This is a genomic window from Bacillus sp. Bos-x628 (genome assembly GCF_040500475.1).
GTDB classification, from domain to species: domain Bacteria; phylum Bacillota; class Bacilli; order Bacillales; family Bacillaceae; genus Bacillus; species Bacillus maqinnsis.
On record NZ_CP159358.1, the window covers coordinates 3,033,296 to 3,057,662 of the forward strand.

The following is a 24,367-nucleotide window of genomic DNA, read 5'->3' on the forward strand; positions in this document are numbered from 1 at the left end:
AGAAAGTAGGGGGATTTTCGTTATGGGAATGCCTATTGAATTTAATACAATGATTGTCACAAAAGGAAAAGAGACAAGAATTGAAGAGAATGTGTTTGAGCTCATGAAGGAAGGGTACCGCATTTATCCGTTAAACATTCCGCTTGAGCTGCGGAAAACGAAAGCCGGAGAAAAAACAGGAACAGCACATGTTGAAAAACTAGAACTGACAGATAATGTAACAAAGGTGACTTACCGCCTTATTTCATTACATTCAACGAATTAAAAAAGCTGAGGATTCCCTCAGCTTTCGTCTGTTTATACGAGTGGTCCGCCTTTTGCTTCAATATCACTTGTTGCATGGCTGAATTTTTTGAAGTTCTTTTTAAATTCATTGGCAAGGAAACGTGCTTTTTCTTGATATGCTTCAGGGTCTGCCCATGTTTTGGCTGGTTGAAGTACTTCATCTGGCACGCCAGGAATATGAAGCGGAATGTGCAATCCAAAAATGTCATCAGTGACCATTTCTGCATGGTCAAGATCGCCTTCAATGGCTGCTTGAACCATCGCTCTTGTGTGTGCAAGATTCATTCGTTTGCCCGACCCATAGCCGCCACCAGTCCAACCTGTATTCACAAGGAATACTTTTGCACCATGCTCATCAATTTTTTTGCCGAGCATTTCTGCATATACGTGAGCTGGAAGTGGTAAAAATGGTGAACCGAAGCAAGTTGAGAACGTCGTTTCTGGTGAAGTCACACCACGTTCCGTTCCTGCTAGTTTACTAGTATAACCGCTTAAGAAATGATACATTGCTTGTTCTTTTGTTAACCGGCTGATTGGAGGCAAGACGCCAAATGCATCAGCCGTTAAAAAGACAATAGCGGATGGATGACCTGCGATACTTGGTTTGACGATATTGTCAATCATTTCGATTGGATATGCAGCACGTGTATTTTCAGTAAAGAACGTGTTATCATAATCAGCTTCGCGCGTTTCTTCATCGAGCACAACATTTTCAAGGACTGAACCGAAGCGGATCGCCTTGTGAATTTGTGGTTCTTTTTCTTCACTTAAGTTCACACATTTTGCATAACACCCGCCTTCAATATTAAAGACACCTGTTCCAGACCAGCCATGCTCATCGTCACCGATCAACTTGCGGCTTGCACTTGCGGAAAGGGTGGTTTTCCCAGTACCAGAAAGACCAAAGAATAATGCAACATCACCTTCTTGACCAACGTTTGCTGAGCAGTGCATGGAAAGGATATCTTGTTCAGGAAGCAGATAGTTCATCACAGAGAAAATCGATTTCTTCATTTCACCCGCATATTCAGTTCCACCAATTAGAATCGTCCGTTTTTCAAAAGAGACGATAATAAAGGTTTCAGAGTTTGTTCCATCTGTTTCAGGGTCTGCTTTAAAGTGAGGGGCAGATAAGATGGTAAAAGGCTTTTCATTTGATGATGGGGTAGAACCGTCCGGTCTGATAAAAAGTTGTTTTGCAAATAGGTTATGCCATGCAAATTCGTTTACAACTGTAATCGGCATGCGGTATCGTTTGTCAGCGCCGGCAAACCCTTCAAATACAAATAGTTCATCACGTTCTCTTAAGTATGACACAACCTTTGTGTATAAACGATCAAATGCATCCTTGGAGATAGGCTGGTTCACATGACCCCAATCGATTTTATGCTCAGAGCTTTCTTCTTTTACGATAAATTTATCTTTAGGAGAACGTCCAGTATACGCACCTGTTGTGGCTCGGACAGCTCCTGTTGATGTTAAAACGCCTTCATTGCGTGCCAAAATCTTTTCAACAAGCTTCGGAACAGATAAATTTTGATGCGTATTTTCTAATGAGAGCAATGACTGCAAATCTTCTTTTAAATCCACTGAGTTCATAAAAAAACCCTTCCTTTACCGTTGAATTTGTTTGTTTTGATTAGTATAACACATTGATAATAATAGTCTATACTATTTAAATATTTTTGTGTGTGTTTTTTCATATCTGCCTTGAAAATATGCTTTTTGGTGAAGCTAATAAAGAGGAGAGATAATTCTTTAGAAGCATTGACAGCATAGCAGGGTTAAGATAAGATATTTTATTGAACGGATACTCTTATCCCGAGTTGGTGGAGGGACAGGCCCGATGAAGCCCAGCAACCGGTTTCTTATAACAAAGGCATGAACATGCTGAGAAACCAAGGTGCTAACCTGATGCAAGGTACAAGAACACCTTGAGCGATAAGAGTGAAAGGCATGCAGATATCAGACCCTTTCCTCGCATTGAAGGAAATGGTTTTTTTATTTTTGGGATATCATATGTACAAATTGCCAATAACATCTCTAATATAAACGTTTTTCTATAAGAGGGAACGAGTTCCGTATCATATGAAGGCCCCATCTTGGGAGGATGTGGTCTTGTACAGGAGGAATTGCCATTATGAGTCAAAATCGTCGTTTATTTACTTCAGAATCAGTAACAGAAGGACATCCAGATAAAATCTGTGATCAAATTTCAGACAGCATTTTAGATGAAATTTTAAAGAAAGATCCAAATGCACGTGTTGCTTGTGAAACTTCTGTAACAACCGGTCTCGTATTAGTCAGCGGTGAGATTACAACATCTACCTATGTTGATATTCCAAAGACGGTACGTGACACCATTAAGGAAATTGGCTACACACGTGCGAAATATGGTTTTGATGCGGAAACATGTGCGGTTCTTACATCAATTGATGAACAGTCAGCTGACATTGCACAAGGTGTAGACAAAGCGCTTGAAGCACGTGAAGGAACAATGACTGAAGAAGAAATTGATGCGATCGGTGCAGGTGACCAAGGGCTAATGTTTGGTTTTGCAAACAACGAAACAGAAGAGCTGATGCCGCTACCAATTTCACTAGCCCATAAATTATCTCGCCGCTTAACTGAAGTGCGCAAGGATGGAACGCTTTCGTACCTTCGTCCTGACGGAAAAACACAAGTAACAGTTGAATATGATGAACAAAACAAACCAGCTCGGATTGACACAGTCGTCATCTCTACACAGCATGCACCAGAAGTGACGCTTGAACAAATTCAAAGCGACTTGAAAGAGCATGTCATCCGCCCTGTGGTTCCAAGTGAATTGATGGATGAAAATACGAAATACTTTATTAATCCAACAGGTCGTTTCGTTATCGGCGGACCTCAAGGTGATGCTGGTTTAACTGGACGGAAAATTATCGTGGATACGTATGGCGGTTACGCTCGTCATGGCGGCGGCGCTTTCTCAGGTAAAGATGCAACGAAGGTTGACCGTTCTGCAGCATACGCTGCTCGTTATGTAGCGAAAAACATTGTAGCAGCTGGACTTGCAGAATCTTGTGAAGTGCAGCTTGCCTATGCCATTGGTGTAGCTCAGCCTGTGTCCATTTCTATTGATACGTTCGGAACAGGAAAAGCTTCTGAAGAGAAGTTAATTGAAGTGGTTCGTGCAAACTTTGATCTGCGTCCGGCTGGCATTATCAAAATGCTTGATCTGCGCCGCCCTATTTATAAACAAACGGCTGCATACGGACATTTTGGCCGACACGATTTAGATCTACCATGGGAAAAAACAGATAAGGCCGACACGCTTCGCAAGGAAGCATTAGGACTATAACAACATATTAAACCGCTTATTTTAAGCGGTTTTCCTTTTGGTGAAAAAAATTCAACAAAAAGCTTGAAAATGTGAAACGAAATGAGACAAAAGACTGTCTAATTATAGGTCTACTATTAAGAAATAACATAATGTGGAGGCAATAATATGTGTGGGTTTGTTGGTGTATTGAATCACCGTCCATTGTCCGAAACGACAGAACAGGAAGAGTTAATTCAACAAATGAATCGCCTCATCGTTCATCGTGGTCCGGATGATGAGGGATACTATCATGATGAGCATGTAGGATTTGGATTTAGACGCTTAAGTATTATAGATGTGGAACATGGAAAGCAGCCGCTTTCTTATGAAGATGAGAAGTATTGGATTATTTTTAACGGAGAAATTTACAATTATGTGGAGTTAAAGGAAGAGCTTGTGAAAATGGGCTATACATTCAGTACAGATTCTGATACTGAAGTGCTTCTTGCTACATATCGTCATTATAAAGAAGAAGCGGCTTCTAAGCTTCGCGGAATGTTTGCGTTTCTCATTTGGGATAAAGAAACGCAGCTACTATATGGCGCAAGAGATCCTTTTGGAATCAAACCACTTTATTTTACACAAATGGATGATCGAGTGTACTTTGCTTCTGAACGCAAAAGCCTTATGGCTGTAAATGAGAACATTTTATTTGATGAGACAGCCTTGCAGCAATATATGTCCTTCCAATTTGTTCCTGAGCCAAATACACTTGATCAAAAAGTGCAAAAAGTAGAGCCGGGTCATCAGTTTACATTGCGTCCTGGTCAAGAAATTCAATTTAAGACATACTGGAAAGTCCAATTCAAGCCTGAACAAACACAAGAGCAAAAATTAATAGAAGAAGTAAGGGATGCCATCTATGATTCTGTGAAAGTGCATATGAGAAGTGATGTACCTGTTGGTTCATTCCTATCAGGCGGTATCGATTCTTCTTTCATTGTGTCTGTTGCAAAGGAATTTCACCCTGAGCTGAAAACGTTCTCTGTTGGCTTCCAGCAAGATGGTTTCAGTGAGGTCGATGTGGCAAAGGAAACAGCCGATAAGCTCGGTTTGCAAAATTTTAGTGCAGTCATTTCCCCAGAGGAATATATGAACGAGCTTCCAAAGATTGTTTGGCACTTGGATGATCCTTTAGCTGATCCAGCGGCGATTCCGCTTTATTTCGTTGCAAAAGAAGCGAAAAAACAAGTGACAGTTGTTCTATCTGGTGAGGGAGCAGACGAGCTATTCGGTGGATACAATATTTACCGCGAGCCGCTTTCCTTAAAACCATTTGAATCTGTTCCATCTATGCTGAAAAAGCTACTTCTTCGTTTGGCGCGTTTGATGCCAGAAGGAATGAAAGGAAAAAGCTTCATCATCCGTGGCTGTACACCTTTAGAAGAGCGTTATATCGGAAATGCGAAAATCTTTGAAGAGCCAGTGAAGAAAAACCTGTTAAAACAATATGATCCAAATGTAACGTATCGTGATGTCACAAAGACATACTTCGAGGAAAGTGCAGGATACAGTGATATTAACAAAATGCAATATGTTGATATCCATACTTGGATGCGCGGTGACATATTGCTAAAAGCAGATAAGATGACCATGGCCAATTCTCTTGAGCTTCGTGTTCCGTTTCTGGATAAGGTTGTATTTGAAGCGGCTTCTAAAATTCCTGAAGAGCTCAAAACGAAAGATGGCACAACTAAATACTTGTTGCGTAAAGCAGCAGAGGGTATTGTACCAGATCATGTGTTAAATCGTAAAAAACTAGGATTCCCTGTACCAATTCGTCATTGGCTGAAAAATGAAATGAATGCTTGGGCGAAAGATATCATTCAAAATAGTCAAACGGATGAGTATATTAACAAAGAATATGTACTTGATCTATTAAATGAACATTGTGCTGGTAAAGCAGATCATAGTCGTAAGATTTGGACAGTCTTAATCTTTATGATCTGGTACAGCATATATGTAGAGCGCAGTATTGACCCAGAACAGTTGAATCATCAACCAAAAGAAGTCATTTTTAGTTCATGAAAAAGGTTTTCAGCTATGTGCTGAAAACCTTTTTTGTCATGATAGAAAGTTTAAATCAGGGTAAAATAACAAGCGGTACATAGTTATTGCTTAATATCCTGAAAAAAACATGATAAAGTGAAGATAACAGCATTGTCTTAGCGGGATAAAAGGGAACGATAATATTGTCCTTTTTCTACATATTCTCTACGGATACGATCCATATCCTGAATGTCTTCATCTGTTAATGTGCGAACGACTTTGGCTGGACGACCAAAAGCGAGTGTACCGTTTGGGATGACCTTTCCTTGCGGGACGAGACTGCCTGCACCGATAAAGGCTCCTTCACCAATTTCCGCTCCATCGAGAATGATCGATCCCATTCCAATGAGGGCATTTTTTCGAATGATTGAGCTATGTAATGTGACTTGGTGTCCAATTGTAGCACCATCTTCAATAAGAAGTGGTTTTCCAGGGCTTTGATGCAGACAGGACAAGTCTTGAATATTGACGTTTTTTCCGATTCTCACAGGAGCGACATCGCCTCTGATGACAGTTTGGAACCAAACGCTTGAATATTCTCCGATTGTGACATCGCCAGTAATAATGGTGTTATCTGCTACAAAGACCGATTCATGAATCTCAGGTGTAAATTGATGATACGGATAAATCACTTTTTCGACTTCCTTTCTTAATACAACTTTTGTGAGGTGTTTACTTTGTGGACTTGGCATGCTGAAAGACCAGTTGGTACAATTGTGATTGTACATGGTGCAAGTGAATATCATGGCCGCTATAAATGGTTAATTGAAATGTGGCGGAATGCGGGCTATCATGTCGTGATGGGTGACCTGCCTGGGCAAGGGACAACTACAAGGGCAAGAGGCCATATTCGCTCATTTCAAGAATACATTGACACAGTAGATGAGTGGATGGAACATGCGAAGTCATTCAGACTTCCAACTTTTTTACTTGGTCATAGCATGGGTGGACTCATTTCGATTGAGTGGGTCAAGCAGTATACCCATACGAAGATTGATGGACTTATTTTATCATCACCTTGTTTAGGTCTGCAATTTAAACCAAAGAAACTGATGGATTTAGCTTCAAAAGGATTAAATGTGCTGGCACCGTCTTTTAAGGTGGAGTCTGGGCTATCCATAGAGCTTGCGACGCGTAATCAGGCAGTGATTGAAGCAGATTCTAATGACTCTCTTTATGTCACAAAAGTCTCTGTTAGATGGTATCGGGAACTTGTGAAAAACATTGATGCTTCCATGCAGCCGACGAATGCCTTCCGGTCTATTCCGCTGCTTTTAATGCAGGCGGGTGATGACAAGATTGTTGATAAGACAAGGGTCATTAAATGGTTTAATGGCATTGAATCATTGAATAAATCATACCGTGAATGGGAAGGGCTGTATCACGAAATTTTTAATGAGCCTGAACGAGAAGATGTGTTTAAAGCGGCAAGAGCCTTTACAGATCAATATATTTCATTGTGAGCTTTAAGTTGGGGGTGGATTGATTTGTCAGTACCAGAGCGTCCTTTTGCACTGATGACAAAGGTTTATAAGGATATTTTTCCGCTCGTTCATCAGGAGCTTAAAAAGTGGCGAGCTCATGCAGAAACGATTGAAAACGAAGAACTAAGAACTCAGGCACTAGCGAGCATTGCGAGTAAAACATTTCACTGTGAAGGAGGAGGTATTCTATCTCTTTTAGCAGGTGAAGAAAAAGAGACGTGTGTTAAATTCATTGTGGCGTATCAAACCATTAGTGACTATTTAGATAACTTGTGTGACCGCAGTACTTCCCTTGATCCTGCTGATTTTCATATGCTGCATCAAGCGATGAGAGATGCGCTTGATATCCATGCAGAGCTGAAACCGTATTATCAATATCGAAATGATCAAGAGGATCATGATTATTTACATGCCCTTGTCCGTACATGTCAAGATGTGCTGTCACGACTTGATCATTATCAGATCATTCAGCCATATTTACAAACGCTTTGCGATTATTATAGTAATTTACAAGTACATAAGCATGTGGTGCCTCATGAGCGTGTGCCGCGATTAGAATCGTGGTTTCGTCAATATGAAAAAGATTTGCCTAAAATGGAGTGGTATGAGTTTTCAGCGTGTGCAGGGTCGACATTAGGTATTTTCTGCCTTGTGGCTTATGCACTTCAACCTGATTTTACAGAGAAGCAGGCAAAACAAATTTACGAGAGTTATTTCCCATATATACAAGGTCTTCATATATTACTGGATTATTTAATTGATCAAGAAGAGGATAGGCTTGGGGGCGACCTGAATTTCTGCTCATATTACAATTCGCATCATGAGATGATGGACAGGCTTCAGCATTTTATAGAGAAGGCGGATGAGCAGCTTAAAGGGATTCCGCATGAGAATTTTCACAAACTGATCAACAGAGGATTACTTGCAGTCTATTTGTCTGATGAGAAAGTGACAGCACAAAAAGACATAAATAAGCTGGCGAAACGGCTGATCAAATCGAGTGGGAAAACATCGTTCTTCTTCTACATCAATGGAAGAGCCTACCGAACGTATCAAAAAATGCCATGGATGAAATCTTCATAAAAAAAGCTCAAATCCACTATGATTTGAGCTTTTTTTCAATCGCCACCACAAAGGGAGGATCATTATGAATATTCATGTACTGGTAAGACAAGACTTGTACTTCTTCATGACTGAGTGATTGGCAATAGTTGATCAGTGCATCTCTTTCTGTCTTTCCTTCAGGGTGTCCGTGATAGATGACAAGGACAATGAGACCTCCTGGCCTTAACCACTCAATTAGCTGTTTGATCGCTTCAATGGTTGTGTGAGCTTGCGTTGTGACTGCTTTATTCCCTCCAGGTAAATAGCCAAGATTAAACATCGCACCTGAAATCTGTCCGTGAACATCGTCTGGAAGATGATCAGCCATCTTTTCATGTCCGTCATGAATGAGATGAACATGAGGATATTGATCACCGAGCCTTTTACTTGTCTCGTTTAAGGCTTCCTTCTGAATATCGAATGCAAAGACTTGACCATCTTCCCCCACAAGATTGGCTAAATAGAGCGTGTCGTGACCATTCCCCATTGTTGCATCAATGACGATATCGCCTTTTTGGCAGGCGCGTTCTAATAGTTCTTTGCTAAAAGGGAGCATGCGCTTTAAAATCATCTGGCCGCTTCTTCCAATCTGACGAAACGTTTACCTTGATAGCTGTTACGCCTTTCAAGTTCAGCATTAATGGCATTCAGCACTTCCCACTTGTTCACACTCCACATGGGCCCTACCATTAATTCGATTGGACCATCACCTGTAATACGATGAATAATCATTTCAGGCGGCAAGATTTCAAGTTGATCACAAACAAGCTGAACATATTCTTCTTGGCTTAAAAATTCAAGCTTTCCTTTTTCATATTGCTTCACCATCGGTGTCCCTTTCAACAAATGAAGTAAATGAATTTTGATTCCTTGTACATCTAATTCAGCCACAGCTTTTGCGGTTTCCATCATCATATCGCGGCTTTCAAGAGGTAAGCCGTTAATGATATGAGAGCAGACACGAATGCCGTGTTTTCTTAGCTTTTCTACACCTTTTACATAGCAGTCATAATCATGAGCCCGATTGATGAGCATAGCAGTTCGTTCGTGTACGGTTTGCAAACCAAGCTCTATCCATAAATACGTTCGCTCATTTAATTCAGCTAAATATTCCACAACGTCATCTGGCAGACAGTCTGGTCTTGTAGCGATGGATAAACCTACAACTCCTTCAAGATTCATAACCGTTTCATATTTTTCTTTTAATACAGGGAGCGGCGCATGTGTATTGGTGTACGCTTGGAAATACGCCATGTATTTTCCGTCTTTCCATTTTGTGTGCATCCGATCTTTAATTTCATGAAATTGCGTGATGAGATCATCCGCTCGATTCCCAGCAAAATCACCAGACCCGGCAGCACTGCAAAATGTACAGCCTCCAAAAGCAACCGTACCATCACGGTTTGGGCAATCAAAACCGCCGTCTAGTGCGACTTTAAACACTTTATGACCAAAGTGCTCCCGCAGGTGATAATTCCATGTGTGATAACGTTTATCACTGTTTGAATATAAAAAAGGGTTATGCTGATCCAAATCAGTAACCTCCTTGCATCATAATAGGCATCCTAAAAGTTTAACAAAAATTATGGTTTAGGACAAATGAATGTCTCCAACATTTTCTTTATTGAAACAGCTTCATCTGGGCAAAATAGGCAGGAGTCGATCATTAGTTGGGGGGAATAAAGATGGCAACGAGAAATTCGATAGATGAATTTATGCAAAAGAGTATGGAAACACTTGAATTTGCAAATAAACAATTTGATTTAAGCTCACGTCAAGAACATGATAACGAAGAAGATTTTTCGAAAGCACAGCTCATGCTTGAAGAAACGTTGAGTGAATTAGAAAAATTAAAAGATGTCGCCAATGACCAGCAAAGAGAGCGTCTTGACAGGGCACGTGTTCAAATTCAAAGCATGCAAAATCAAATGATTTTAGGGATTCCATACGATACCGAATAACTAGCAGATCCTTCTATTTAGGGTCTGTTTTTTATTTTTAGGTAAGATATTGACTTTTAAATCAAGCGTCTTTAATGTGTTAAGTGTACTATATCAACTAATACACTGCAGACACTTAAAAGTGTGAAGAAAGGTGCTTAACCATGAAAAAAGAAAAAAAGCCAATCAATATCAAGTGGATGGTGCTGGCGATTATTTTAGCATGTACATTTTTTTTCGTTCTCGTTTTCATTGGTTTTGAAGTTCAGAAAGATTTTATTCCCAATTCGGTCCCTTTAATGCAAGGACATGATCAAGCAATAGGGCGACAAAAGCATGAATGAGAAAAGAGGGAGCCATCATGATTCAAATAGATCCAAGAAGTGCTGCGCCAATATATGAACAAATCATTGAGCAGTTAAAAATTTTATGTCTGAAGGGTATCATGAAACCTGGTGACAAATTGCCTTCTGTCAGAGAGCTGGCAACTGTTATCATTGCAAACCCAAACACAGTTAGCAAAGCGTATAAAGAACTCGAACGGGAAGGCATTATTGAGACGCTGAGAGGCCGGGGAACGTATGTGACAGAAAGTGCACAATTAAAGCTTAATGAAGGAAAGGTGCTCGAGATGAAGGAGCAATTAAGACAACTCATGAAAGAAGCTCATTATGCCGGCATTGATATTCAACAACTAAAGGAATGGCTAGAAGAGATCGGCTCAAGTCTAAAAGGAGGAAATAAAGTTGATTGAGGTCAAAAATGTATCAAAAAAAATAAATGGACGCGATGTACTCCGTGACGTTTCCTTCAAGATAGGCGAAGGCGAAATCTTCGGTTTGCTTGGTAGAAATGGTTCTGGCAAAACAACGCTTCTCAGATTAATACAGCAAATTCTCCTTCCAGATCAAGGTGAGATTTATTTTAAGGACGTATTGATTAAAGACCACCCCTTAGTGAAGCAAAATATTGTGTATATGCCTGTTGTAAATCCATATTTTGACCGGTATCATTATCACCAGCTCTTGCAGCTATTGAAGAAAATCTATCCGAAGTTTGATGTGACCTATGCAAATGAGCTTGTGAACCGATACGAAATTCCCGAAAAAGTGAAATACCGCGATCTATCGACAGGATTAAAGAAACAACTGTCATTAATTTTAAGCTTTGCAATCAAACCTGCTGTCATTTTATTAGATGAGCCGACAGATGGCATTGATGCGGTCACAAGAAATGATGTACTTCAATTGATGATTGACGAGGTAGCAGAACGAGAGACATCTATTCTCATCACCTCACACCGGCTAGAGGATATTGAGCGCATATGCAATCGAATCGGGTTTCTTGAAGAAAATAAGCTCACAAGTGTCATGGATTTAGATCAATTAAAGAATGATTATGTTAAAATACAAATGGCATTTGAAGAAGATATGAACTTAAATATTAGAAAAAAAGGCATTGCGGTCTTAGAACAAGCGGGTATCTTTTATACAGTGCTCGTATCAAAATCAGATGCAGAGGTAAAAGATTATTTAAAATCTTTACAGCCTAAAGTATGGAATGAACTGCCTGTGAATTTAGAAGAAGTGTTTATTGCAAAGTTTGGAGGGAAACGCAGATGGTAAAGCAACCATTATTGTATAAGGAATGGAAGCAATCAGAGCTGACATTTATTTTAGTTATGCTAGTTGCGACTCTTGCGACACCCTTTTCATTCTTAATGGAGTATTCATCCTTTCAATCGTGTTTAAAAGATGCAACATGTATGCCAATAGGTAATCAATTTACTTATAGCTTTCATTCAGATACCTTTCTATCTCTTTCATGGATGATTGGTTTGTTTTTTGCATTGATACAGCTTGGTTTTGAAAAAAATAAAGGGCTAATGGATTTTACATTATCGCTCCCTTTTAGTAGAAGTGCTATTTACAATTCGAAATTTATGCTAGGCGCTGGTATGATCATTTTCATTCACGCAGTATCCTATGGTATGACGGCTTTATTCATTTTAGTCATGAAACCATCTGAAATCACTGAATTTAACAGCGAATATCTCTCCGCACTTATTGCTGCTTTGATGATTTATAGTCTGTTTTTGGCAGCAGGTACTTTAACCGGAAGTACAATTGCACAAGCGATTGTAGCATTCAGTACAGCCATTTTACCAATCTTGGTGATTGGTTTACCGCTTGTACACTTAGAATTTATTTTGCAAACATCTAATCATTTGATCGACTACCATTTTTATCGTCTAATGATGCTAATATCTCCAATTATGTACATAACAACTGACCCAAGCCTTGGAGATCCTTATTTGTTCACCGGTGAAAAGATTGTAATACCACTCATCATGCTCTTACTATTTTATGTCATTGGCTTGTTTTGTTTTCAAAAACACCCGACTGAGCGAAACGACCATTTCTTCCTATTTTCAAAAATGGATAGACCGATTCAAATCATGGTTATTGTCTTTGGGGTCCTAGGGTTTGGCTGGGTTGGATTCTCTTCAGACAATTCGTTATTTGGTTATTTCGTTGGAATGGTACTAGGCGGAGTTGTTGGTGTACTGACGAGTTATTTCTTAATCTATCGAAAAAGATAAACAGATAAGAGAGGAGTATCATCAACCGAACGATTAAAATACGGAATTGTTTTAACAGCGAAGAAGAGAAATATAAAAAAGAACCTCCTGTGTCCCCAAATGGAACCAGCAGGAGGTTCTTTTTATAGCAGGACTGGCTATTGCTTTGGCGCCCTGTATCCTGCACGTTCCGCCTCTGCTACCGAGCAAAACATTTTCGTCACGTTTTTGGTACGTGAGTAATATCTGCTGCTTGGTGTGTGATAAATGCCATTGACGCTTCCTTTAATGTTACAGGCGGCTGATTCTTTTTTCGTATCTTTTTGTGATTCATGACCGCCTGTATATGAACCATTATCTTTAGGAGCTGAACGTTGGACTGTCGATGACTGCGCATCTTTTTTTAAATTCGTATTTTCTTTTTTCAGTGATTTGTTGTTTGTTGTGAGCTTGTCTATTTTCTCTTGAAGCTCTTGTATTGTTTGCTTCTGTTGTTTTACTGTTTCATTTTCTGAAGTGATGTTTTCTAACTGTTTTGATAATATTTCCTTCTCTTTTGTCACATCTTCTAACGAGGAAGAAAGCTTTTCTTTGTCTGTTTTCAAACGAGATAGTTCAGATGTTAATTGTTTTTGCTCCTTTAAAAGCTGTTCTGAAGATGGATCTGCCTGTGCTTTAGGAGATTCTGAGACAAGGAACGGTATAGACATGATGGAGAAAATCAGACCTGTGATCAAAAAGGGATAAAAGAGTACCTTTGAAAAAACTATTTGTCTATTTTGCTTTTTTTGTAACAGAAAAAAAGCAGCATATCCAATGGCGAAACAAAAGCATAAAAGACCAATGATCAATAAAGCTGTCATGCAGCAACCCCCCTGGAAATTCCTGTTTACCTCCATCATACCCTATTTTTCCATTTAGTGGAACAAGCAAAATGAAAAAATGATTACACATGATTTTCAGCTAATGGGAGCCCTTTGTTTGTTTCTTTCAAATTCAATGATTGCAAACAGTTTGTTATATTTGTCATCATAGTTTGTCCTCCATTAGAATAGAGTAAGTAAGGAGACTTTTATTTAAAAAAAGAAGGAATCATTTGCTCGAAAATTCAAAAAATGACAAAAATAGTTAATACGACTTATGTGAAAATGATTCCAATGCATCAAGATTGTTTCTAGGTCATTCACATATAATGGAAGAAACAAGCTTTTTTTCTTCGTTAGAGAGAATAGACCTTTTTACATGGATTATGACGGAACAGCAGAATGGCATTACAGGGGGCTGGACAGCCTGAAGTCGCTTTACTATTCTAAGGGCTTTAGGAAGGTGATGAAAATGCTGCAACAAGTCATTATTGCTTGTGCCATTGGAGGGGTCATGGGTATTCTCGGTCACGTAAAGAAAAAAGGCAGGCTAGAGAAACCCAGAATGACAAAGAAGTTTATTTATCTAGGGTTTATTGAAGAGTGGCTCGTTGGGATGATTGCCGCTACACTGCTTGTATTATCCTCAAATCCCGATTCAAGTCTGCACTTAGTCATTTTATCAATCATTTCAGGTTACGGAGGAGAAGCAGTTCTGCGAAGCTTTGATTTTGTTAGAGAACAGCGTTCACAGTATGCAGACTCCAACCGTCAAAATGGATCTCCACACGAATAATATCCTCTACTTTACCCTAGTCTAGGGTACATTCCCATTGTATACAAACCTGCTTGCACTTATGATCATAATTCTATAAAATACTACTTAGATGACGGTTACGATAAGAACAGTGAAGAGGAGTAGTAAGAAAGCAGTATTTGTCTTTAGAGAATTGACGGCTGGTGAAAGTCAATCAAATCTGTTTCTGAACTCGCCTCAGAGTTGCAGTTGCGTTAAAGCTTCTGTCGCATGTCTGCGTTAAAGATATTAAGTGAGCGTACAAACAACAAGTTACGCTAACAAGGGTGGTACCGCGGGAAACAAAAAATCTCTCGTCCCTTTCTAGGGATGAGGGTTTTTTGTTGATTTTAGAAAAGTCTGAATTCTTGCAGTGGTCACTTTAGCAGATAAAGCCGTACATATTAAAGGAGGTTTTTACATTGAGTTTTCAGCATCGGGAAATTGAAAAGAAATGGCAGGATTATTGGCTTACTCATAAAACATTTGCCACTTCTGATTCGGAAGATAAACCAAAGTTTTATGCGCTTGATATGTTTCCATACCCATCAGGAGCTGGATTACATGTAGGGCATCCTGAGGGCTACACAGCAACAGATATCCTTTCACGCATGAAGAGAATGCAAGGGTATGATGTTCTTCACCCAATGGGATGGGATGCGTTTGGTCTTCCAGCGGAACAGTATGCACTGGATACAGGAAATGATCCGGCTGAATTTACAGAAGAGAATATCAACAATTTCCGCCGCCAAATTCAATCACTAGGTTTCTCATATGATTGGGATAGAGAAATTAATACAACGGATCCGAATTATTACAAATGGACACAATGGATTTTCTTGAAATTGTATGAAAAAGGATTGGCTTATATTGATGAAGTACCTGTCAACTGGTGTCCAGCTCTCGGTACGGTTCTTGCAAACGAAGAGGTCATTGATGGAAAAAGTGAACGCGGAGGACATCCTGTTGAAAGACGACCAATGAAGCAATGGATGCTGAAAATCACTGCTTATGCTGACAGGCTGTTAGAGGATTTAGAAGAGCTTGATTGGCCTGAAAGCATCAAAGATATGCAACGCAACTGGATCGGACGTTCTGAAGGTGCTCATGTTCACTTTGAAGTAGAAGGACATGACGAACAGTTCACCGTTTTTACAACACGCCCTGACACTCTATTTGGTGCAACGTATGCCGTTCTTGCACCAGAACATGCACTTGTTAAAAAAATCACGACAGCAGGCCAAAAAGAGGCGGTTGATGCGTATATCAAAGAAATTCAATCGAAGAGTGACTTAGAGCGGACAGATCTTGCAAAAACGAAAACAGGAATCTTCACAGGTGCTTATGCGATCAATCCATTAAATGGTGAAAAAATGCCAATCTGGATTGCGGATTATGTCTTAGCAAGTTATGGAACAGGTGCGATTATGGCGGTACCGGCCCATGATGAGCGTGACTATGAATTTGCCAAAACATTTGACCTGCCAATTAAAGCGGTTGTGGAAGGCGGAGACATCGAAAAAGAAGCTTATACAGGTGATGGAAAGCACATTAACTCTGACTTCTTAAACGGTTTAGGTAAAGAAGAAGCCATTGAAAAAGCCATTGCATGGCTCGAAGAACATAAAAAAGGCGAGAAGAAAGTCACATATCGTTTAAGAGATTGGCTATTCAGCCGTCAGCGTTATTGGGGTGAACCAATTCCAATCATTCATTGGGAGGACGGGACATCTACAGCTGTTTCAGAAGAAGAACTTCCACTCATCTTGCCAAAGACGACTGAAATTAAGCCAAGCGGGACAGGTGAATCACCACTAGCAAACATTCAAGATTGGGTAGAGGTAGTAGACCCAGTCACAGGTAAAAAAGGGCGACGTGAAACAAACACAATGCCACAATGGGCAGGTAGCTGCTGGTACTTCTTACGTTATATTGATCCGCATAACTCTGAAGAACTGGCATCACCTGACAAGCTAAAAAAATGGCTACCTGTTGATGTTTATATTGGCGGAGCTGAACATGCCGTCTTGCACCTTCTTTATGCTCGTTTCTGGCATAAGTTTTTGTATGATATTGGGGTTGTCCCAACAAAAGAGCCGTTCATGAAACTGTTCAACCAAGGGATGATTCTTGGTGCAAATAATGAAAAAATGAGCAAATCAAAAGGAAATGTTGTCAACCCTGATGATATTGTAGAATCTCATGGTGCAGATACATTGAGATTATATGAAATGTTCATGGGGCCTTTAGATGCTTCTATCGCTTGGTCTGAAACTGGACTTGATGGGGCTCGCCGTTTCCTTGATCGTGTATGGCGTCTATTTATAAATGAAGATGGTACACTAAGTGAGAAAATAACCGAGCAAACAGACGGTGCGTTAGAACGGAGTTATCATGAAACGGTGATGAAAGTGACTGATCATTATGAAGGTTTGCGTTTCAATACAGGTATTTCGCAGTTAATGGTGTTTATCAATGATGCTTACAAGGCTGACACATTACCTAAAGAATATGCAGAAGGCTTCGTCAAACTTCTTTCTCCGATTGCGCCGCATTTAGCAGAAGAGCTTTGGAATAAACTTGGACATGAAGGCTCTATTTCTTATGAAGCATGGCCACAATATGATGAGTCAAAACTTGTCGACGATGAAGTAGAAATTGTCATACAGTTCAATGGAAAAGTGAAAGCGAAATTAATGGTTCCTGCTGATGCAACAAGAGAGCAGTTAGAAGAGCTTGCTAAAAATGATGTACGAGTCAAAGAGCAGCTTGAAGGAAAAACAATACGTAAAGTGATTGCGGTTCCTGGCAAGCTTGTCAATATCGTCGCTAACTAATGAATCACCCATCGGTATAAGCATAAGCCGATGGGTTTTTTTATTTCCCGGGACATCATTTTGTCGAAAACAAGGTGATTGCTTATTCGATCTCGTATTTCTAAAGTTGATCAAGAAAATTGAGGAGTGACAGCAATGGAAAAGCAAAGCAAACGTGAACAACTGCTTAGCCTTTTAGGAGAAATGCCAGATCGAACACCGGTTGAGGCATATACATTGAAAATCGAAGAACGTGAATCTTTCTTATTAGAAACACTTGTATTGTCGATCAATGGAGTGGAGGAAGTTCCTGCATATTTTGTAAAACCAAAGGATAAGGTGAAAAAAAGGCCTGTCGTATTGTTCCAGCACTCTCATGGCGGGAATTTCATCGATGGAAAGGAAGAGCTTGTCAGCGGAGCTCATTATTTGCAAGCGCCTTCATATGCGAAGGAATTTACGTCTAAAGGTTATAGTGCCCTAGCTATTGATCATACAGGCTTCGGCGAAAGAAGGGGCAGAACTGAAAGTGAAATTTTCAAAGAAATGCTTTTAACAGGAAAAGTCATGTGGGGGATGATGCTGTATGACAGCATGTGTGCCATTGATTATTTGTGTACAAGACCAGATGTGCTGAGAGACCGGCTAGCTGTTTTTGGGATGTCGATGGGGGGTTTGCTTGCTTGGTGGACGGCAGCTCTTGATGAGAGGATTAGTGTTTGTATCGATCTTTGTGCACAGGTCGATCATCATACATTGATTGAAACGAACAATTTAGACCGGCACAGCTTTTACTACTATGTACCGTGTTTAGCAAAGTATTTTACAGCAGCCGATATACAGAAGCTGATTTTTCCAAGACCTCATTTAAGTTTGGTCGGGAAGCTAGATCACCTGACGCCTGCACAGGGAGTACACCGTATTCAAAAGGAATTAAGTCCTATGTACGATGCAGCATCATTAAAGGAACGATATCAGCTTGTCGGTCTCAATGCAGGGCATTTTGAAACGGCAGTTATGCGCCACGAAGTCACTCGTTTTTTGAAAAAATGGCTGTAATCAAATAAGCGCTAGGACATACTGCGTCAGAGGGAGGAGACGTATGAAAAAGATCACCATCATTGGCGGCTGCGGTGTCATCGGGCGTCTTATAACGAAAGGGCTCTCTTCGGAGTATGACATCACCATTATCGATCAATTTAGATGTGTAGAAGAAGTGATTCAAGCAGATGCAACAAAATGAACAGGAACTATTTCAAGCCATCCCGCCGCCACATACGGAATATGGATATGACGCATAGCGTGATGCATTCAGAGGAGTTTACGAAAATGAATGACATTTTTTTGAAAAGCCCTTATCATATGTACCGGTCAGCCGCTCGTTTGGGTATTCAAAAAGTGATATTTGCAAGCAGTAACCATGTGACAGACCGATATGAGAAGGATGGTCATTCATTACTTGGACGAGAAATAACGGCAGATGATGTGCCTGCTACGATAAATGTGTACCGCATCTTAAAATTTGCTTCCGAACAGTTAGGTTCCTTATTCCATGATTAAGCAGGCATATCTGTGGTCAATTTACGGATTGGTACTGTCGCCTCAAATGAATTGAAAGAATTATTACAAAAGGAAAGAACGAAAAAAAACACTTCTTTCACATGAAGATCTATTCGCTATCACAAAGGCTGCTATTGAAACGGAAGTCTCGTTTGGGACTTATTATGCAGTATCAGATCATGAAAAGAAGCCTTGGTCAACTGAGAACACGAAGCAGGATTTGGGCTATAGACCAGATTTGAATACAAAAGAATGACTTGAAAAAAATGATTAGACATCAGGCATAATCATCATATTAGCTCATGCTCTTATTCTTTTGTTTTATCAGCATAAAAGCACTGGTGGCATAGTTATCTTTTTAGACTGTAAAGATGATTATAGACGCTTTCTTTCCCTATTTGTTACATTTTAATCACGATATCGTCACAGGCTGCAGCTTATTTTCGGATAAAATGATAACGCTTTCAAAGAAAGGATGTGATGATCATAGATCGTTCTATTAAAGGCCGATTGTTCCATTTATTTAATTACTCTTTTCTACTCATGTTCGCATTCATATGTGTGCTTCCGTTCATCCATGTCATTGCCGCCTCTTTTGCTACGGTGGATGAGGTCATCACGAAGAAATTTATTTTGTTTCCAACGACGTTTTCACTAGAGGCATATGAGTATATTTTTTCAACAGACATTGTGTATCGCAGCCTCATTGTGTCTATTCTCGTCACGCTCGTTGGAACATCTGTCAGTATGTTTTTGTCTTCACTGATGGCATACGGGCTGTCTCGTCAGGAGTTAAAAGGCCGAAGAACACTAATGTTTCTTGTTGTGTTCACCATGCTCTTTAGTGGGGGAATGATTCCGACTTTTCTTGTCGTAAAAACGTTGGGTCTGCTTGATTCCTATTGGTCACTCATTCTGCCGGTCGCCATCAATGCGTTCAATTTGATCATTTTGAAAAATTTCTTTCAAAACATTCCGACAAGTCTTGAGGAATCAGCGAAGATGGATGGCTGTAACGATCTAGGGATTTTCTTTAAAATTGTGCTGCCACTTTCGTTACCAGCAATGGCAACAATTTCATTATTTTACGCAGTGACGTATTGGAATACGTACATGACAGCTATTTTGTATTTAAATGATTCAGTGAAATGGCCGATTCAGGTATTGTTGAGGCAAATCGTCATTGTATCTAGCGGAATGCAGGGAGATATGTCGGATATGGGATCATCCACACCGCCGCCAGACCAAACAATTAAGATGGCTGTGATCGTTGTTGCGACAATTCCGGTTCTGCTCGTCTATCCATTTATCCAGAAGCACTTCAATAAAGGCGCATTACTAGGTTCTGTAAAGGGTTAAAAAGATGGAACAACGGAGGGATCTTATGAGGAGAAAGAAATTATGGTTGATAGCGTTTGTCCTGCTGTTTGCAGCAAGCGGCATTCTTTCAGCGTGCTCAAGTAAAGGAGCAAGCTCATCAGATGAAAAGGTTGATTTAGATAAGAAAGTGAAGCTGACGTGGATGGCCATTTTGTATCACCAGCAGCCGCCGAAGGATACGGTGTTAAAAGAAATTGAAAAGTTAACAAATACAGAGCTTGATATCACTTGGGTTCCTGATGCTGTGAAGGAAGATCGTTTAAATTCAGCATTAGCCGCGGGAAATCTCCCGCAAATTGTGACGATTCAAGATATTAAAAATTCATCTGCTATTAATGCATTCAGATCAGGTATGTTCTGGGAAATCGGTCCATATTTAAAGGATTATCCAAATTTAAGTAAGATGAACAAATTGATCAATAAAAATGCCTCTATAGATGGCAAGCTTTACGGGATTTATAGAGAGAGGCCACTTTCAAGACAAGGGATTGTCATTCGAAAAGATTGGCTTGAAAATTTAAATTTGGATACACCAAACACGCTAGATGATCTTTATGAAGTAGCCAAAGCATTTACTGAAAAAGACCCGAATCAAAATGGGAAAGACGATACGATTGGTTTTACAGATCGAAATGATTTGATGTATGGAGCGTTTAAGACACTTGGTTCTTATGAAGGGATGCCAACAGATTGGAAAGAAGAAAACGGCAAATTCACGCCGGATTTTATGACAGATGAGTATATGAATACAATGAAATATATGAAAAAGCTACGTGATAATGGATACATCAATAAAGACTTCCCGGTCACAAGCAAAACGCAGCAGCAGGAATTATTTTCACAAGGAAAAGCAGGTATTTATGTTGGGAATATGGTAGATGCTGTGAACTTGAGAGATGATGCAACAGATAAAAACATAAAGGTTGATATCATTAACCGAATCAAAGGACCAGATGGCAAAGAACGGGTGTGGGCATCAGGTGGTCACAATGGCATCTTTGCATTCCCTAAAACAAGTGTAAAATCAGAAGCTGAATTAAAACGGATTTTGGCTTTCTTTGATCGCATTGCTGAAGAAGATGTGTATGGATTAATGACTTACGGAATAGAGGGGAAGCATTATAAGAAAGAAGAAGGGAATACGTTTGTTCGTAAAGAAAGCCAGGTCAAAGCTTGGCAAACGGATGTACAGCCGCTGGTGAGTCTCGTTGGAATTGATAAGCGTTACTTAAAAAATAAAGGTGACCCTGTTCGTACAAAATATGAAGAGCTGGAAGAAGATAACAAAAACATTATTGTGGTCAATCCTGCAGAAAGTCTGTATTCAGAAACTGCATCAGAGCGTGGAAACGAACTGAAAAAAATTGTCGATGATGCAACCTATAAGTTCATTCTTGGAGATATGGATGAAGCGCAATTTAAGAAAGAAGTAGAGAAGTGGAAGTCAAATGGCGGAAACAAAATCATTGAGGAATATGAGACTTCCTATGAGAAATCAAAATAAACAGAACACCCCCGCTCAGCCGAAAGAGCGGGGGTGTTTTCGTTAAAAGTCGAAATTGTCAGGGTCAGGTCCAATTCGTTTATTTTCATTTAAATCAGATAGACGCTTCATATCTTCATCAGAAATGGCAAAATCAAAGATTTGAGCGTTCTCTTTTAAACGATGTGGCTTTGTTGATTTTGGAATGGTAATTACGTCTTGCTGAACATCCCAGCGTAAAATCATTTGAGCAGGTGTTTTGTTATATTTTTTGGCAAGCTCCTTAATGAGCGGGTGATGTAACAGTTCTCCTTGCATGAGCGGTGACCAAGCTTCCATTTGGATGCCATGGGCTTTCAAATACGCATGTACATTCTCTTGCGTGAGTTTTGGATGATATTCTACTTGGTTAATTGCAGGTATGATTTGAGCATCCTTTAATAATTCATCTAAATGATGTGGCTGGAAGTTGCTCACACCAATGGCTCTGACTTTTCCTTGACGATACAGTGTTTCAAGTGCACGCCAAGCTTCCTTAAATTTCCCCTCAACAGGCCAATGAATGAGGTACAAGTCAAGATAATCAAGCTGAAGCTTCCTAAGGCTTTCTTCATATGCTTTTAAAGTTGATTCATAGCCAAGGTCGTCATTCCACACTTTTGACGTGATAAATAAGTCTTCGCGGCGAAGCCCAGTTTCTTTTAAGCCAAGTCGTATTCCTCGCCCAACGCCTTCCTCATTTCCATAAATAGAAGCTGTATCAATGCTACGATAGCCTATTGTGATTGCTGTTTTCACTGCTTCAATTAATTCTGCTCCATCTTCTACTTGAAAAACACCAAGACCAAAACCTGGCATGTTGACACCATTGTTTAATGTTTTTGTACTTTGTAAGTTGTTCATATACATGACTCCTTTATATCATTTGAATGTTGTGTGATGTTTTCTTTTTGTTCAAGTTTAAAACTGATGATTGTGAGGATAGACGCCATGAGTACCATCGTGCCGCCAATCCATCCTGTATGAACTAATCCCAATGTATCTGTGACTATTCCGCCTAAAAAAGAACCAATGGCGATGCCGGCATTAAAGGCAGCAATATTAAGAGCAGAAGCCACATCAACAGCTCCCGGTGTATATCTTTCTGCAAAATCAACGACTGCTACCTGCAATCCTGGTACGTTCATGAAAGCAAACAGCCCCATGAGCATCACCGTACCGATTCCAAAGAAGGTGAACTCGGCAGTGAAGGGGAGGAGAAATAATATGATACTTTGGATGAAAAACATATACATCAGCGCCTTCATTGGCTGTCTGTTGGCTACCTTTCCGCCAATGACATTTCCAAGTGCGATGCTGATGCCGTATAAAAGTAGCATAAGGGTGACAGTTCCTGGCTGAAGACCTGTCACATGTTGCAACAGTGGTGATAAATACGTAAAGACTACAAAGGTTCCTCCATAACCTGTCGCTGTAATCACAAACAGAAGTAGAATTCTTTTGGTCTTTAATAAGGCAGCTTGATCTTTAAATGTCGTTTTCATCCCTTGTTTTAAATGAGACGGGACAAGAAAGTAGTTGGCAATCAGTGCGGTTAGACCAATGATGACAATGACGCCAAATGAAGTCCGCCAACCGAATTGATGTCCGAGAAAAGTACCGAATGGCACACCAGTGACGGTTGCTACTGTTAAACCAGTGAACATAAAGGCAATGGCGCTTGCCCGTTTTTCTTTCACAACAAGGCTTGCGGCAATGGTAGAGCCGATGGACATAAATACGCCATGTGACAAGGCAGAAATGACGCGTCCTGCCAGCAACACTGAAAATGTCGGTGCAATGTCGGCAAGTGTATTTCCAACCAAGAAGACGAGCATAATGAGCAAAAGCAATGTCTTTCTTTTCATGGTTGAGGTGAGAGACGTCAGGATTGGAGCGCCAAAGGTCACACCAAGCGCATATAAAGAAACAGTCCAGCCTGCCTGACTCACGCTCACACCAAAGTCCTCTGAAATCATCGGTAGAAGGCCGACACTAATAAATTCAGTTGTTCCTATGGCAAAAGCACTAACAGCAAGTGCTAAAAGGGCAAAATGATTATGTTGCTTTTTCATAATAGGGTCACATCCTTCTTTTATGACATGTTAATAGACGAGCCGATCGGCAAGAGTTATTATCTAACATAGATGACGAAAAAAAAAGTACGTACTTTTTTGTAATATAGGTACTAAAAAGTGCCTATTAACATCAAGAAGGAGTGAATAGATAGATGGAAAAGAAAAAGTATAATATTTCCGTTGAAGCAACACTTGAGGTAATCGGGGGGAAGTGGAAGTGCGTAATCTTATGTCATTTGACGCATGGGAAAAAACGCACCAGTGAATTAAAACGTCTTATGCCGAATATCACACAAAAAATGCTTACACAGCAACTGAGAGAACTTGAAAGTGACGGCGTCATTAACCGCATTGTGTATGAACAGGTGCCGCCTAAAGTGGAATATGAATTAAGTGAGTATGGACAGTCGCTCGAAAAAATCCTGAATGCTTTATGTGATTGGGGAGCAGCCCATATTGAGCGAGTATACGGAGAACCGCTTTCAGTGCTGGAAGATAGCATCTTGAATGAACAATTCAAATAAAAGAATCCCGCTTCTTATGGA

General features: G+C 40.0%; 25 protein-coding genes, 1 riboswitch and 1 other annotated feature. Of the genes, 18 read left to right on the top strand and 7 right to left on the bottom strand.

The window, feature by feature from the left end; genetic code table 11:
* The first annotated feature begins 22 nt into the window (after positions 1 to 22).
* Positions 23 to 265: a DUF2584 domain-containing protein gene (locus tag ABVJ71_RS15840; protein WP_353854865.1), complete on the top strand. Its 243-nt coding sequence runs from the start codon at positions 23 to 25 to the stop codon at positions 263 to 265.
* Positions 266 to 297: 32 nt separating this feature from the next.
* Here ABVJ71_RS15840 and pckA read toward each other — a convergent pair whose 3' ends face one another.
* Positions 298 to 1,884 (bottom strand): phosphoenolpyruvate carboxykinase (ATP), encoded by a 1,587-nt coding sequence (gene pckA, locus ABVJ71_RS15845; RefSeq protein WP_353854866.1) that lies wholly within the window; start codon positions 1,882 to 1,884, stop codon positions 298 to 300.
* Positions 1,885 to 2,098: 214 nt separating this feature from the next.
* Positions 2,099 to 2,233: riboswitch (SAM riboswitch) on the top strand.
* A 192-nt stretch (positions 2,234 to 2,425) separates the two neighbouring features.
* Here pckA and metK point away from each other — a divergent pair.
* Entirely contained in the window at positions 2,426 to 3,628 is a 1,203-nt protein-coding gene (gene metK, locus ABVJ71_RS15850; RefSeq protein WP_353854867.1) for a methionine adenosyltransferase, read from the top strand.
* Between the two features lie 147 nt (positions 3,629 to 3,775).
* Positions 3,776 to 5,677, top strand: a complete 1,902-nt coding sequence (gene asnB, locus ABVJ71_RS15855) for an asparagine synthase (glutamine-hydrolyzing) (protein WP_353854868.1) — start codon at positions 3,776 to 3,778, stop codon at positions 5,675 to 5,677.
* A gap of 137 nt (positions 5,678 to 5,814) precedes the next feature.
* On the opposite strand, the gene ABVJ71_RS15860 is transcribed toward asnB, so the two are convergent.
* Positions 5,815 to 6,330 (bottom strand): gamma carbonic anhydrase family protein, encoded by a 516-nt coding sequence (locus ABVJ71_RS15860; RefSeq protein WP_353856713.1) that lies wholly within the window; start codon positions 6,328 to 6,330, stop codon positions 5,815 to 5,817.
* A 45-nt stretch (positions 6,331 to 6,375) separates the two neighbouring features.
* Between ABVJ71_RS15860 and ABVJ71_RS15865 the strand changes: the two genes are divergently transcribed.
* Positions 6,376 to 7,161: an alpha/beta hydrolase gene (locus tag ABVJ71_RS15865; protein ID WP_353854869.1), complete on the top strand. Its 786-nt coding sequence runs from the start codon at positions 6,376 to 6,378 to the stop codon at positions 7,159 to 7,161.
* A 24-nt stretch (positions 7,162 to 7,185) separates the two neighbouring features.
* The gene (locus ABVJ71_RS15870) at positions 7,186 to 8,265 is read left to right on the top strand and encodes a tetraprenyl-beta-curcumene synthase family protein (RefSeq protein WP_353854870.1); all 1,080 of its coding nucleotides are present in this window, start codon (positions 7,186 to 7,188) and stop codon (positions 8,263 to 8,265) included.
* A gap of 16 nt (positions 8,266 to 8,281) precedes the next feature.
* On the opposite strand, the gene ABVJ71_RS15875 is transcribed toward ABVJ71_RS15870, so the two are convergent.
* Positions 8,282 to 8,857, bottom strand: coding sequence for a class I SAM-dependent methyltransferase (locus ABVJ71_RS15875; RefSeq protein WP_353854871.1), 576 nt, complete (start codon positions 8,855 to 8,857; stop codon positions 8,282 to 8,284).
* Entirely contained in the window at positions 8,854 to 9,819 is a 966-nt protein-coding gene (locus ABVJ71_RS15880) for a TIGR01212 family radical SAM protein (protein WP_353854872.1), read from the bottom strand. The genes ABVJ71_RS15875 and ABVJ71_RS15880 overlap by 4 nt, the downstream gene beginning before the upstream one ends.
* A gap of 152 nt (positions 9,820 to 9,971) precedes the next feature.
* Between ABVJ71_RS15880 and ABVJ71_RS15885 the strand changes: the two genes are divergently transcribed.
* From ABVJ71_RS15885 to ABVJ71_RS15905, 5 genes are all read left to right on the top strand, one after another.
* A complete protein-coding gene (locus ABVJ71_RS15885; protein ID WP_353854873.1) occupies positions 9,972 to 10,247 on the top strand; it encodes a YtzC family protein in 276 nt (91 codons plus the stop codon).
* A 143-nt stretch (positions 10,248 to 10,390) separates the two neighbouring features.
* Positions 10,391 to 10,570 carry a hypothetical protein gene (locus tag ABVJ71_RS15890; protein ID WP_353854874.1) on the top strand — a complete coding sequence of 60 codons (180 nt, stop codon included), beginning with the start codon at positions 10,391 to 10,393 and terminating at the stop codon, positions 10,568 to 10,570.
* A gap of 17 nt (positions 10,571 to 10,587) precedes the next feature.
* A complete protein-coding gene (locus ABVJ71_RS15895; protein WP_353854875.1) occupies positions 10,588 to 10,980 on the top strand; it encodes a GntR family transcriptional regulator in 393 nt (130 codons plus the stop codon).
* Entirely contained in the window at positions 10,973 to 11,851 is an 879-nt protein-coding gene (locus ABVJ71_RS15900) for an ABC transporter ATP-binding protein (protein WP_353854876.1), read from the top strand. The genes ABVJ71_RS15895 and ABVJ71_RS15900 overlap by 8 nt, the downstream gene beginning before the upstream one ends.
* Positions 11,845 to 12,828: an ABC transporter permease subunit gene (locus tag ABVJ71_RS15905; RefSeq protein ID WP_353854877.1), complete on the top strand. Its 984-nt coding sequence runs from the start codon at positions 11,845 to 11,847 to the stop codon at positions 12,826 to 12,828. Before ABVJ71_RS15900 ends, ABVJ71_RS15905 begins: the two co-directional genes overlap by 7 nt.
* Before the next feature lie 137 nt (positions 12,829 to 12,965).
* On the opposite strand, the gene ABVJ71_RS15910 is transcribed toward ABVJ71_RS15905, so the two are convergent.
* A complete protein-coding gene (locus ABVJ71_RS15910) occupies positions 12,966 to 13,670 on the bottom strand; it encodes a hypothetical protein (protein WP_353854878.1) in 705 nt (234 codons plus the stop codon).
* Between the two features lie 466 nt (positions 13,671 to 14,136).
* Here ABVJ71_RS15910 and ABVJ71_RS15915 point away from each other — a divergent pair, with 466 nt between their 5' ends.
* The 7 genes from ABVJ71_RS15915 to ABVJ71_RS15945 all read left to right on the top strand — a co-directional run bounded on the left by ABVJ71_RS15915 (position 14,137) and on the right by ABVJ71_RS15945 (position 21,726).
* On the top strand, positions 14,137 to 14,466 hold the full coding sequence (locus tag ABVJ71_RS15915; RefSeq protein WP_353856714.1) for a DUF4257 domain-containing protein: 330 nt from the start codon (positions 14,137 to 14,139) through the stop codon (positions 14,464 to 14,466).
* Between the two features lie 103 nt (positions 14,467 to 14,569).
* Positions 14,570 to 14,791, top strand: a binding site (T-box leader).
* A 97-nt stretch (positions 14,792 to 14,888) separates the two neighbouring features.
* Positions 14,889 to 17,303, top strand: coding sequence for a leucine--tRNA ligase (leuS, locus tag ABVJ71_RS15920; protein ID WP_353854879.1), 2,415 nt, complete (start codon positions 14,889 to 14,891; stop codon positions 17,301 to 17,303).
* 135 nt (positions 17,304 to 17,438) lie between these two features.
* Positions 17,439 to 18,341 (top strand): dienelactone hydrolase family protein, encoded by a 903-nt coding sequence (locus ABVJ71_RS15925; protein ID WP_353854880.1) that lies wholly within the window; start codon positions 17,439 to 17,441, stop codon positions 18,339 to 18,341.
* A gap of 43 nt (positions 18,342 to 18,384) precedes the next feature.
* The gene (locus tag ABVJ71_RS15930) at positions 18,385 to 18,525 is read left to right on the top strand and encodes a hypothetical protein (RefSeq protein ID WP_353854881.1); all 141 of its coding nucleotides are present in this window, start codon (positions 18,385 to 18,387) and stop codon (positions 18,523 to 18,525) included.
* An 86-nt stretch (positions 18,526 to 18,611) separates the two neighbouring features.
* Positions 18,612 to 18,842 carry a hypothetical protein gene (locus tag ABVJ71_RS15935; RefSeq protein ID WP_353854882.1) on the top strand — a complete coding sequence of 77 codons (231 nt, stop codon included), beginning with the start codon at positions 18,612 to 18,614 and terminating at the stop codon, positions 18,840 to 18,842.
* Between the two features lie 498 nt (positions 18,843 to 19,340).
* Positions 19,341 to 20,201 (top strand): carbohydrate ABC transporter permease, encoded by an 861-nt coding sequence (locus tag ABVJ71_RS15940; RefSeq protein ID WP_353856715.1) that lies wholly within the window; start codon positions 19,341 to 19,343, stop codon positions 20,199 to 20,201.
* Between the two features lie 25 nt (positions 20,202 to 20,226).
* Positions 20,227 to 21,726: an extracellular solute-binding protein gene (locus ABVJ71_RS15945; protein WP_353854883.1), complete on the top strand. Its 1,500-nt coding sequence runs from the start codon at positions 20,227 to 20,229 to the stop codon at positions 21,724 to 21,726.
* Between the two features lie 42 nt (positions 21,727 to 21,768).
* On the opposite strand, the gene ABVJ71_RS15950 is transcribed toward ABVJ71_RS15945, so the two are convergent.
* A complete protein-coding gene (locus tag ABVJ71_RS15950) occupies positions 21,769 to 22,608 on the bottom strand; it encodes an aldo/keto reductase (protein WP_353854884.1) in 840 nt (279 codons plus the stop codon).
* Positions 22,605 to 23,819, bottom strand: a complete 1,215-nt coding sequence (locus ABVJ71_RS15955) for an MFS transporter (RefSeq protein WP_353854885.1) — start codon at positions 23,817 to 23,819, stop codon at positions 22,605 to 22,607. Before ABVJ71_RS15955 ends, ABVJ71_RS15950 begins: the two co-directional genes overlap by 4 nt.
* Positions 23,820 to 23,974: 155 nt before the next feature.
* On the opposite strand from ABVJ71_RS15955, the gene ABVJ71_RS15960 reads away from it, so the two are divergent.
* Positions 23,975 to 24,346 carry a winged helix-turn-helix transcriptional regulator gene (locus ABVJ71_RS15960; protein ID WP_060697681.1) on the top strand — a complete coding sequence of 124 codons (372 nt, stop codon included), beginning with the start codon at positions 23,975 to 23,977 and terminating at the stop codon, positions 24,344 to 24,346.
* Positions 24,347 to 24,367 lie beyond the last annotated feature (21 nt).